General features: G+C 66.1%; 11 protein-coding genes. 8 read left to right on the top strand and 3 right to left on the bottom strand.

Annotated elements, in window-relative coordinates; translation table 11 throughout:
• The 3 genes from RMP06_RS21435 to RMP06_RS02655 all read right to left on the bottom strand — a co-directional run.
• A partial coding sequence (locus tag RMP06_RS21435; protein ID WP_473964756.1) for a phosphopyruvate hydratase family protein occupies positions 1 to 945 on the bottom strand: 945 nt, incomplete at its 3' end.
• A 91-nt stretch (positions 946 to 1036) separates the two neighbouring features.
• Positions 1037 to 1894, bottom strand: coding sequence for a 3-deoxy-8-phosphooctulonate synthase (kdsA, locus tag RMP06_RS02660; protein WP_310460228.1), 858 nt, complete (start codon positions 1892 to 1894; stop codon positions 1037 to 1039).
• The gene (locus RMP06_RS02655) at positions 1895 to 3541 is read right to left on the bottom strand and encodes a CTP synthase (RefSeq protein ID WP_310460227.1); all 1647 of its coding nucleotides are present in this window, start codon (positions 3539 to 3541) and stop codon (positions 1895 to 1897) included. It abuts the gene before it with no gap.
• 170 nt (positions 3542 to 3711) lie between these two features.
• On the opposite strand from RMP06_RS02655, the gene RMP06_RS02650 reads away from it, so the two are divergent.
• The 8 genes from RMP06_RS02650 to RMP06_RS02615 all read left to right on the top strand — a co-directional run bounded on the left by RMP06_RS02650 (position 3712) and on the right by RMP06_RS02615 (position 10878).
• Positions 3712 to 4281, top strand: a complete 570-nt coding sequence (locus RMP06_RS02650; protein ID WP_310460226.1) for a Uma2 family endonuclease — start codon at positions 3712 to 3714, stop codon at positions 4279 to 4281.
• A gap of 255 nt (positions 4282 to 4536) precedes the next feature.
• Positions 4537 to 4842, top strand: coding sequence for a toll/interleukin-1 receptor domain-containing protein (locus RMP06_RS02645; RefSeq protein WP_310460234.1), 306 nt, complete (start codon positions 4537 to 4539; stop codon positions 4840 to 4842).
• A 160-nt stretch (positions 4843 to 5002) separates the two neighbouring features.
• Entirely contained in the window at positions 5003 to 5911 is a 909-nt protein-coding gene (locus RMP06_RS02640) for a VOC family protein (RefSeq protein WP_310460225.1), read from the top strand.
• An 8-nt stretch (positions 5912 to 5919) separates the two neighbouring features.
• Positions 5920 to 6879, top strand: a complete 960-nt coding sequence (locus RMP06_RS02635; protein ID WP_310460224.1) for a fumarylacetoacetate hydrolase family protein — start codon at positions 5920 to 5922, stop codon at positions 6877 to 6879.
• Positions 6880 to 6888: 9 nt separating this feature from the next.
• The gene (locus tag RMP06_RS02630; protein WP_310460223.1) at positions 6889 to 8013 is read left to right on the top strand and encodes an FAD-dependent monooxygenase; all 1125 of its coding nucleotides are present in this window, start codon (positions 6889 to 6891) and stop codon (positions 8011 to 8013) included.
• Positions 8013 to 8600 carry a cupin domain-containing protein gene (locus RMP06_RS02625; protein WP_310460222.1) on the top strand — a complete coding sequence of 196 codons (588 nt, stop codon included), beginning with the start codon at positions 8013 to 8015 and terminating at the stop codon, positions 8598 to 8600. The genes RMP06_RS02630 and RMP06_RS02625 overlap by 1 nt, the downstream gene beginning before the upstream one ends.
• On the top strand, positions 8597 to 9889 hold the full coding sequence (gene fahA / locus RMP06_RS02620) for a fumarylacetoacetase (protein ID WP_310460221.1): 1293 nt from the start codon (positions 8597 to 8599) through the stop codon (positions 9887 to 9889). Before RMP06_RS02625 ends, fahA begins: the two co-directional genes overlap by 4 nt.
• Positions 9886 to 10878: a Bug family tripartite tricarboxylate transporter substrate binding protein gene (locus tag RMP06_RS02615; RefSeq protein WP_310460220.1), complete on the top strand. Its 993-nt coding sequence runs from the start codon at positions 9886 to 9888 to the stop codon at positions 10876 to 10878. The genes fahA and RMP06_RS02615 overlap by 4 nt, the downstream gene beginning before the upstream one ends.
• Positions 10879 to 10947 lie beyond the last annotated feature (69 nt).

Below are 10947 nucleotides of genomic sequence, written 5' to 3'. Positions count from 1 at the left end.
CTGCTCGCCGGCTTTGTAGCCCGCCTTGTCGATGGCTTCCAGGATCATCTGGATGGCGGCTTCATGGCTGGCGACGTTGGGCGCAAAGCCGCCTTCGTCGCCAACCGCCACGCTCATGCCCTTGTCATGCAGGATGGTTTTGAGCGCATGAAACACCTCGGCACCGTAGCGCACCGCTTCGCGAAAGCTCGGCGCGCCGACCGGAATGATCATCAGCTCCTGCAAGTCCAGGTTGTTGTTGGCATGCGCACCGCCATTGACGACGTTCATCATCGGCACCGGCATTTGCATGGCACCGCTGCCGCCGAAATAGCGGTACAGCGGCAGGCCGGCTTCTTCGGCCGCCGCGCGTGCCACGGCCATGCTGACGGCGAGCGTCGCATTGGCACCCAGGCGCGATTTGTTGTCGGTGCCGTCGAGGTCGATCAGCGTGCGGTCCAGAAAAGCCTGCTCGCTGGCGTCCAGGCCAAGCACCGCCTCTGATATTTCGCCGTTGATGACGTTCATCATCGGCACCGGCAGTTGCACACCGCCCATGCCGCCGAAGTAGCGGTACAGCGGCAGGCCGGACTCTTCGGCAGCGGCGCGGGCCACGGCCATCGAGACGGCCAGCATCGCGTTGGCACCCAGGCGGCTCTTGTTGTCCGTGCCGTCGAGGTCGATCAGGGTCTTGTCGAGGAAGGCTTGTTCCGCGGCATCCAGGCCCAGCACGGCTTCCGAGATCTCGGTGTTGATGTTCTGGACGGCGTTCAGCACGCCCTTGCCCAGGTAGCGGCTCTTGTCGCCGTCGCGCAGCTCGATGGCTTCACGCGAGCCGGTGGACGCGCCGCTCGGCACGGCCGCACGGCCCATCACGCCGCTTTCCAGCAGCACGTCGCATTCGACGGTGGGGTTGCCGCGGCTGTCGAGGATCTCGCGGCCGACGATGTCTACGATGGCACTCATCTGTTCACTCCTGGTTCAACTATCGAATTCTGACTGTGGCGCGCATGGTGCCTTCCGGCCGTTACCCGCGCTGAACAATCCGAGCCGTGGATCAGCATGAAAAATCGTTTTCGAGCAATGGCCGCGCCTTGACCACGCGGTCGAGCGCCACCAGTTGCTCCAGCAAGGCGCGCATGTGCTTCAGCGGCACGGCGTTCGGGCCATCGCTCCACGCCTTGGCCGGGTTCGGGTGTGTTTCCATGAACAGCCCCGCGACGCCGGCGCCGACGCCCGCACGGGCCAGCACCGGCACCATCTCGCGCGCGCCGCCGCTGACGCTGCCCAGCCCGCCTGGCTTCTGCACCGAGTGGGTCACGTCGAACACCACCGGCGCGCCGGTGTTGCGCATCTCGGCCAGGCTGGTCATGTCGGCCACGAGGTTGTTGTAGCCGAAGCTGACCCCCCGCTCGCAGGCCAGGAACAGGTCTTCCGACAGCCCGGCTTCCTTGGCGGCGGCGCGGGCCTTGTCGATGACATTCTTCATGTCCCAGGGCGCGAGGAACTGGCCCTTCTTGATGTTCACCGGTTTGCCCGATTGGGCAACAGCGCGGATGAAATCGGTCTGGCGGCACAGGAACGCCGGCGTCTGCAGCACGTCCACCACGCTGGCGACTTCGGCGATCTGCGACGCGTCATGCACGTCGGTGAGCACGGGAAGGCCCGTCTGCCGGCGCACCTCGTCGAGGATCCTCAGACCGGCATCCATCCCGACCCCGCGCTGGCTGGAGCCGGAAGAGCGGTTGGCCTTGTCGAAGGAGCCCTTGTAGATCAGCGGGATGCCCAGCGCGGTGCAGGCTTCCTGGAGCTGGCCGGCCACGTCGAGGGACATCTCCAGCCCTTCGATCGAACAGGTGCCGGCGATCAGGAAAAACGGTCGGTCCAGGCCGACGTCGAAGCCGCAGAGCTGCATTTACTGACCTGCCTTGTGCTTGAGGGCCGCGTCGATGTAGCCGATGAACAGCGGGTGGCCGTCCCAGGGCGTCGACTTGAACTCGGGATGGAACTGTACGCCCACATACCAAGGATGCACCGATTGCGGCAGCTCGACCATCTCGGTGAGTTTCTCGCGCTGGGTGATCGCGGAGATGACGAGGCCGGCGTCCTGCAGGCGCTGCAGGTACTTCTCGTTGGCCTCGTAGCGGTGGCGGTGGCGCTCGGTGACGACATCGCCGTAGATCGTGTGGGCGAGGGTGCCGGGTTTCACGTCCGAACTCTGCGCGCCCAGGCGCATCGTGCCGCCCATGTCGGAGTTGGCGTCACGCTTCTGGATCGAGCCGTCGGCGTCCTGCCACTCGTCGATCAGGGCGATCACCGGGTGCGCGGTGTCGGGGTCGAACTCGGTGGAGTTGGCGCCCGTCAGACCGGCCATGTGGCGGGCGTACTCGATGGTGGCGACCTGCATCCCCAGGCAAATGCCCAGGTAGGGAATGCCGTGCTCGCGGGCGTACTGCGCCGCGACGATCTTGCCTTCGATGCCGCGCTTGCCGAAGCCGCCGGGCACGAGGATGGCGTCGTACTTTGCCAGTTGTGCCGCGGATTCAGGCGTCAGCATCTCGGAGTCCACGTACTCGATGTTGACCTTGACGTGGTGGTGGATGCCGGCATGGCGCAGCGCCTCGTTGAGCGACTTGTACGAGTCCGACAGCTCGGTGTACTTGCCGACCATCGCGATGGTGACCTCGCCCTTCGGATTGGCCACTTCCTTGACCAGCCGGTCCCAGCGGCCCAGGTTGGCCGGGCGGGTCAGGAGCTGGAACTTCATGCAGATCTGCTCGTCCAGGCCCTGCTCATGGAGCATGCGCGGCACCTTGTAGATGGTGTCCGCGTCCCAGACCGAGATCACGCCGTGCAGCGCGACGTTGGTGAAGAGCGAAATCTTCTCGCGCTCCTCGTCGGGAATCGGCCGGTCGGCGCGGCACAGCAGCGCGTCGGGCTGGATGCCGATCTCGCGCATCTTCTGCACCGTGTGCTGTGTCGGCTTGGTTTTCAGTTCGCCCGCGGCGGCGATCCACGGCACGTAGGTCAGGTGCACGGACGCCGAGTTCGTCGGGCCGAGCTTCAGGGCCATCTGGCGCACGGCTTCGAGGAAGGGCAGCGATTCGATGTCGCCGACCGTGCCGCCGATCTCGACGATGGCCACGTCCACCGCCTCGGGCGTGCCGACCCCGGCGCCGCGGCGCACGTAGTCCTGGATCTCGTTGGTGACGTGCGGGATGACCTGCACGGTCTTGCCGAGGTAGTCGCCGCGGCGTTCCTTCTCCAGCACCGAGGTGTAGATCTGGCCGCTGGTGAAGTTGTTGGACTTGCGCATGCGCGTCGTGATGAAGCGCTCGTAGTGGCCGAGGTCGAGGTCGGTCTCGGCGCCATCGTCGGTGACGAAGACCTCGCCGTGCTGGAACGGCGACATCGTGCCCGGATCGACGTTGAGGTACGGATCCAGCTTGATGAGGGTGACCTTCAGGCCGCGCGATTCGAGAATGGCGGCCAGAGAAGCGGCGGCGATGCCTTTGCCCAGAGAGGACACGACACCGCCGGTGACGAAGACGAACTTGGTCATGTGGAGCGGCCCTCCCTTGACGGTGCTGCGGGCGACAGGCGCCGGGCGAGCAACTTTCAGGAGGGCCGTGGTGGTAAAACGAGATTATAGGGCGGCGGCGGGGCGGGGGCCGAGGGGGTGGTCGGGTGCCACAATGGTTCCCGTTGCCACTTGCCAGCCGGGGACAGACCATGGGCCAACCACTTGCCAGACTCAGCTTCGCCGAGTTCCTCGAATGGGAGGATGGGCAGGAGGAGCGCCACGAATTCGTGCTGGGGGAGACGTATGCGATGGTGGGCGGCCTGCGCACGCACGGGCGGGTCGTGATGAACCTGGGGCGCCATCTGGGCAATGCGCTGGAGGGATCGCGCTGTGAGGTGTACGCCGAGTCGATGCAACTCCAGGTCGAGCAGAACATCTGCTATCCCGATGTGTTCGTCACCTGTGACCCCCGTGATCTGACGACCGAGCGGGTGTTCGTCGCGCCGACGCTCATCATCGAGGTGCTGTCGCCGAGCACCGGGAATTACGACCGTGGCCTGAAATTCACGCTGTACCGGCGACTCGACAGCCTGAAGGAATACGTGCTGATCGACCCGGAAGCGCGTCGGATCGAGTCGTTCCGGCGCACCGACACGGGCACGGGCGAGTGGCTGTTTCGGGACATGAGCGATGACGCGGCGATGGTGCTGGCGAGCGTGGGGTGCGAGGTAGCGGTGGGGGACGTGTTTGCGGGGGTGGCGGTGCCGGATACGCCCTAGGACCGGCGCCGTGTCGCCCTCCGTAGAATCGGTGCCCGACGACAAGGCATCGGGCGCGGGGGAGCGGCATTGGGCAGGACACAGGGCACGGCAGCGGGGAAAGGTGGCGGTGGAGATCGAGCGGGCATGGCCTGCTGCACCAGAAGGTGACATCTTAAAACCGACTCGCGCACCTGTCATGAATGCAGAAACTGCATTCCACTTGCGTCAAAAGCTCATACCAACAACGCGCCTACCTTTGGCTCAGGGTTGGCCGTGGTGTACGTGTCATATGCATGGGAGTCAACCAGCGAGTCGTTCGTGAATGCAATCAGTCGGCGGCTGCCCACCGATCGATTCGAGTTCCGACGCGACAAGACGCACATGCAAGTGGGCGATGGAATCTCCTGCTTTATGGCGGAAATCGGCCGTGCTGACCATGTGCTGGTCGTGCTCAGCGACAAGTACCTGCGCTCGCCCAACTGTATGCGCGAATTGTTGTACTTGTTCCAGCACAGCCTGGGTGATCGCGCCGACCTGATGGGCCGCATCGTGCCAGTGACCCCCCCGGTGCCAATATGACCTGACGAACAGCGCCGTGGCCGGCTGAGCGCAAGCCCGGACGGCATCGGGAACTGCGCTTCGTCGAAATCTGCTTTGCGTCCGGCGATGCATGCCGGACGGGCCCACGCGCCTAAATTGGCCTCTAGCTTCTGAAACTGAAACAGACTGGAGACCAGCCATGAGCATTGTGGGTTTGGATGAGGCAACGCTGACGGCGCAATCCGTCGACGAGGCCAGGCGTTATCTGATCGACTTCGGCCTCGTCGAGGCAGCACCGGATGGTGGCTATCCGCTGTTCCTGGCGCAGGACAACACCGGGCTGCGGGTGGCACCACTGGATGCCACCGACCTGCCACCGCCGGTCACCGCGGGGCCCAACATCCGCGAGATCGTCTGGGGCGTGCAGGACACAGGGGCGCTCGAATGGCTGGCGCAGGATCTGTCCCGTGACCGCGAAGTGCGCCTTGCTGCGGGTGTCCTGAGCACAACCGACGTCGACGGTAACCCGCTCGCATTCAGGGTAACGCAGCGTAAAGCGCTGGTGGCGACCCCAGCCCGGGTCAATGTCCCGGGCCTGCCACCGCAACGCCCAGTGAACTCGGTGCAGGACTTCGTCTCACAGATCAAGCCGCTGACCTTCAGCCACCTTGTGCTGTACACGCCGGACCTCGAACGCATCCTGGCCGACTACACGGACCGTCTCGGTTTCCGCGTGACCGACCGCTTCACCGGTGCCGGTGCTTTCATGCGCGCGCCGGGGCATTCGGACCACCACCAGCTGTTCTTCATCCAGAGCCCGGAAAACCGCGGCCTGAACCACCTGGCGTTCCACGTGCGCGACCACACCGAGATGATGCTGGCGGGCAAGGGATTTGCGGGCAAGGGCTGGACACCGGCCTGGGGTCCCGGCCGCCACATCTTCGGTGGCAACTGCTTCTGGTACTTCAAGAGCCCCTTCGGCGGCAACTTCGAGTTCGACGCAGACATGGACGTCGTCGACGAGAACTGGGTGCCGCGCGAGGACGTGATGGGCCCCAACACCGCAGCGGTCTGGCTGTGCACGATGGCAGTTCCTGCCAAGCACTGAGGACAGCGATGAAGTTCGTCCTGTTCAACCGTCCATCGAGTCCGGCCACCTTGCCCGGACTGCTCACCGACAAGGGCATCGTCGACATCAGTGCCGTGGTCGGCTGCAGCGAGTCGCCGCAGGCCACGATGGTGTCGATCATCGACCGCTACGACGACCTGAAGAGTGCGCTGGAACGCCATGTCCAGACCGCCCCTGTGCTCGATCCGGCCAGCGTGCGGCTTTGTCCGCCGCTGCCGCGGCCGGGCAAGATCCTCGCGTGCATCGGCAACTACTGGGAGCATGCGCAGCGCGAGTCCAAGCCGCTGAACATGTTCATGAAGAACCCGGACGCCGTGGTGGGCCCGGGTGACACGATCTGCCTGCCCAATTTCACCGCGCCGTCGAGCTTCATGCACGAAGCCGAGCTGGCGGTGGTAATCAAGGGTCCAGCCAAGGAAGTGCCGCGCGACCGGTGGCGCGACGCCGTGTTCGGCTACACCTGCATGATCGACGTCACCGCGCGTGGCGAGGGCCGCTTCACCTGGCCTGGTCCGATCATGAGCTGGCTGGGCAAGTCATTCGACACCTTCGCACCGATCGGCCCGTGCATCGTCACCGCCGACGAGATTCCCGACCCGAATCAACTGCATGTGCAGTTCTGGAACGACGGTGAACTTCGCCACAACTACAGCACCGACGACATGGAGCACCCGGTGCCCGAGATCGTCGAGTTCGCCAGCCAGGTCATGACCTTGAACAGCGGCGATCTCCTGTCCTGCGGCACCAACCACGAAGGCCTGGGCTTCCTGCAGGACGGCGAGACCGTGGAGATCTGCATCCACGGCATCGGCCGCATGAGCCTGAAGGTTCACGACCCGCTGAAGCGCAAATGGGAGCGTGGCGTGTACATGGGTCACGACTCCACCCACCACGATGCCGTTCGCCGCCATCGGCCCGAAACGGTGATTCGCGATTCCCGCGAATGAGAGGACAACATGGTCAAACTTGAACGAATTCTGGTCCTTGGCGGGGGTATCGGTGGCATGTGTGCCGCCATCGCCTTGGCACGCAAGGGCTACCACGTCGATCTGTGCGAAGCGCAGTCCGAACTCAGTGCGCAAGGCTCGGGGCTGACCCTGATGGGCCCGGCGCTGCGCGCGCTGCACAAGCTGGGCGTCTGGCCCGCCGTGCGCGATGCCGGCAACTTCGCGACGGGCAGCCGCATCCTCGATGCCCAGGGCAAAGTCATCGTCGAGCGCGACGGCCACCGGCTGCCGGGCCTCGACCTGCCGACCGCCGGCGGCATCCTGCGACCCGTGCTGCACGACATCCTGGCAAACCGCCTGCGTGAGGTCGGCATCTTGACGCACGTGGGCCTGGCCGCGTCCGAGCTGCTGCAGTCGGCCGACGACGTTGAAGTGCGCTACGTCGACGGTTCCAGCTCGCGCCACGATCTGGTCGTCGCGGCCGACGGCCTGATGTCGAGCACCCGCCGCACGCTGTGGCCCGAGGCGGTCAAGCCTGCCTTCACCGGACAGGGCTGCTGGCGCCTGATCGCGGAACGGCCCGCGTCCATCGACCGGCCGACCTTCTACGTCGGCGCCCCGGTCACGGTCGGTGCCGTGCCTTGCTCGCCGACCCACATGTACGTCTGGGTGCTTCAGCATGTGCCGGACAACCCCTGGGTCGACCCCGCCGCACAACCGGCCCTGCTGCGAGAGCTGCTCGAACCCTTCGGCGGCGATCTGGTCGAGGTGCGCCAGAACATCGGCCCGCAATCGAACGTCAACTACCGCCCGCTCGAGGCCTTCCTGATGGAAGCACCCTGGCACAAGGGCCGTGTGGTGCTGCTGGGCGACGCCGCCCACGGCACCACGCCGCACCTGGCCTCCGGCGCCGGCATGGCGATGGAAGATGCCCTGGTGCTCGCGGACTCGCTGAGCACGCACGAGACGCTCGACGCCGCACTGACCGCGCACACGCAACGGCGTGTCCCTCGCTGCACGCTGGTGGTCAAGAACTCGGTGGCCATCGGCGATGCCGAGATGCGCCACGAGCCGGCCGCCACCCTCAACGAAATCATGACGCGATCGCACAAGGCGCTCGTGGAGATGTACTGATGACCACGCAAACCACCCCCACCCTGGCTCCGCCGAACCGCATCGTCACGGGCCATGACGCCAACGGCAAGTCGGTCTTCCTGTCGACCGGCCCGGCCCCGCAGCACCACAACCGCCAGCAAGGCCTGGTGCGCTTCCACGAGCTCTGGCACACCGCCCAGATGCCAGTGCCGCTCGACAACGTCGAGGCCAACGAGCCCAACGAACGCCCGCTGCGCCTGCCGCCCGACGAGAACGGCTCGGTGATCCGCATCCTCGACATCCACCCCGGTCACGTGCAGGCCTGGCAGCCTCGTGATGACGGTCGCCACCCGGGCATGCACCGCACGCAGACGCTGGATTACGGCATCCTGATCCAGGGCCAGATCCACATGATCCTCGACGACAAGGCCGAGGTCTGCCTGAACCCCGGCGACGTGGTGATCCAGCGCGGCACCGACCATGCGTGGGAGAACCGCTCCGACCAGGTGGCGCGCATCGCCTTCATCCTGCTGGATGGCCGCTTCACTGGCGAGCTGGCGCAGAAGATGGCGGGCATCGACCTGCAGCATGGTCCGCTGGCGCAGCGCGTGGAGCCGCACAAATGAGCCGGCGTCTCAGCTGGGTCGCTTCTGCCCAAGACGAAGCCACCGACTTTCCGCTGGACAACCTTCCGTTGTGCGTTTTCCGCCGCGCCGGCAGCGTGCAGGCCTGGCGCATCGGCGCCGGCATTGGCACGCAAATCCTGGACCTGCGCGCGGCCGTCACGGCCGGCCTGCTCGACCCTCTGTCGGCCGCACTGATCGAGGCCTGCAGCCAGCCGAGCCTGAACGCGCTGTTCGCGCTCGGCACCGACGCAGTGGGCGCCCTGCGATCGCGGCTGCAGGACCTGCTGGCCGAGCAAGCGCCTGACACGAACAAGACCGCCGGCTGTCTGCTGGCCCAGGCCGAGGTCGAGCACACCGTGCCGGCGCAGGTCGGCGACTACACCGACTTCCTCAGCTCCTACCACCATGCCTACAACGTCGGCATGATGCTGCGGCCGAACGATCCGGTGTTGCCCAACTTTCACACCATCCCGATCGCCTACCACGGCCGCTCCTCGTCGCTGCTGGTCAGCGGCGAGCCGGTGTACCGCCCACGTGGCGTTCAGCGTGTGGCCCACGGCTCCAACGACACACGGTTCGGCCCGACCGCACGGCTCGATCTCGAAGTCGAACTGGGCGCCTTCATCGGCCCCGGCAATCGACGTGGCCACGCCATCCCGGTCGACGAGGCCGGCGCGCAGGTCGTGGGGCTGTGCGTGCTCAACGACTGGTCGGCGCGCGACATCCAGTCCTGGGAGACCCAACCCCTGGGTCCGTTCCTGGGCAAGAACTTCGCCACCACCCTGTCACCCTGGGTCGTGTGCACCCAGGCGCTGGCGCCCTACCGGACCGAGCCCGCACCGCGTCGTCCGGAGGCCCCCGCACTGGATGCCTACCTGCAACCTGCCGGCGAGCACTGGACCTACGAGATCCACCTCGAGACCCGCCTGTCGACCCAGGCCATGCGTGAACGTGGCCTGCCGGCCGTGGTCGTGTCCCGCTCGCTCTTCAGCCGCGACAGTGTCTGGACCTTCGCTCAGATGGTGGCGCATCACACGGTCAACGGCTGCAACCTGCGTCCGGGCGACCTGCTCGGCAGCGGCACGCTGTCCGGCCCCGATGTGGGCAGCGAAGGCTGCATGCTCGAACTGACCCGGGCCGGCAGCAAGCCGCTGCAGTTGCCCAGCGGCGAAGAACGGCGCTTCCTGGAAGACGGCGACGAAGTCTCGATCACCGCCTTCTGCGAGCGGCCTGGCCTGCCCCGCATCGGCTTCGGCCGGTGCGTGGCGCGCGTCGAGCAGGCACCATGACGCACCGGCTCGACAGACGAGCTGTGCTGGCGGGCGGATGCGCTGCCTTGCTTGCGCCGCAGGTCCGTTTCGCGCACGGGGCAAGCCCTGCAACGGCCTGGCCCAGTCGGCCGGTGAAGCTGCTGGTCGGCTACCCAGCGGGTGGGTCGGTGGACAACGTGGCGCGCGTTCTGGCCAACGCACTGTCCGAGCGCCTGCCGCAGCCGGTGATCGTCGAGAACCGCGCGGGCGCCGATGGCCATCTTGCGGTCACTGCGGCGATGCGCAGTGCTCCCGACGCGCACACGCTGCTGGTTTCCCTCAAGGGCGCCATGACCGTCGCACCGGCCATCGCGAAACAGCCTTTCGATCCGGCACGCGACCTGGTGCCACTGTGCGCGATTGCGCAGACGGCCGAGGTGTTCGTCACCCGGCCGCGGACGGGCATCACGACGTTACGCGGCATCAGCGAAGCGCTGAAGCGCAATGACGGCAAGCTGAGCATCGGCTTCATCGGCGCTTATCCGCGCCTGCTGGCCGAACTGCTGTCACAGCAGCTGTCAGCCCCCCTGCTGAAGGTGCCTTACAAGGGGCTGCCACAGGCGATGCAGGATCTGATTGGCGATCAGATCGACCTGCTGGTCGGCGACGCCACGGGTCTGGTGGTCGAGCAGGTGCGATCGGGCAAGCTGGTCGCACTGGTGGTCACCTCGGACCGGCGGCTGCGCGACCTGTCGACCGTTCCCACCGTCGCTGAAGAAGGCATGCCGATGCTGACGGGTTGGCAGTGGTATGCACTGTTCGGTCCGGCGGGACTCGCGCCTGCGCTGGCTCAGACAGTGGCCGATACCGCAAGCGCTGCGCTCGGCACACCCGAGGCCGTGGCGCAAGTGACGAAGTTCGGCCTGGAACGGATGACGGGAACGTCTGTCGAACTGGAACGCTTGATCGCCAAGGAAGCGGCGTTCTGGAAGCACGTGGCGCAGAAGGCCAACATCACGCCGGAGTAGCGCTCACTGCACGGCATGCGTGGGACGACGTCGATCTACGGCACGTGCCCACGCCACCACTCTGTATGC

The organism is Sphaerotilus sp., from assembly GCF_031429695.1.
In the GTDB taxonomy this organism is placed as follows: Bacteria; Pseudomonadota; Gammaproteobacteria; order Burkholderiales; family Burkholderiaceae_C; genus Sphaerotilus.
Note: the sequence above shows the minus strand (reverse complement) of the source record. Positions and strands in the feature narration are given on the sequence as shown.

Coding starts and splice junctions, on each gene's coding strand:
- kdsA (WP_310460228.1), bottom strand. CDS start 1,894: ATGCAGCTCTGCGGCTTCGACGTCGGCCTGGACCGACCGTTTTTCCTG.
- RMP06_RS02655 (WP_310460227.1), bottom strand. CDS start 3,541: ATGACCAAGTTCGTCTTCGTCACCGGCGGTGTCGTGTCCTCTCTGGGC.
- RMP06_RS02650 (WP_310460226.1), top strand. CDS start 3,712: ATGGGCCAACCACTTGCCAGACTCAGCTTCGCCGAGTTCCTCGAATGG.
- RMP06_RS02640 (WP_310460225.1), top strand. CDS start 5,003: ATGAGCATTGTGGGTTTGGATGAGGCAACGCTGACGGCGCAATCCGTC.
- RMP06_RS02635 (WP_310460224.1), top strand. CDS start 5,920: ATGAAGTTCGTCCTGTTCAACCGTCCATCGAGTCCGGCCACCTTGCCC.
- RMP06_RS02630 (WP_310460223.1), top strand. CDS start 6,889: ATGGTCAAACTTGAACGAATTCTGGTCCTTGGCGGGGGTATCGGTGGC.
- RMP06_RS02625 (WP_310460222.1), top strand. CDS start 8,013: ATGACCACGCAAACCACCCCCACCCTGGCTCCGCCGAACCGCATCGTC.
- fahA (WP_310460221.1), top strand. CDS start 8,597: ATGAGCCGGCGTCTCAGCTGGGTCGCTTCTGCCCAAGACGAAGCCACC.
- RMP06_RS02615 (WP_310460220.1), top strand. CDS start 9,886: ATGACGCACCGGCTCGACAGACGAGCTGTGCTGGCGGGCGGATGCGCT.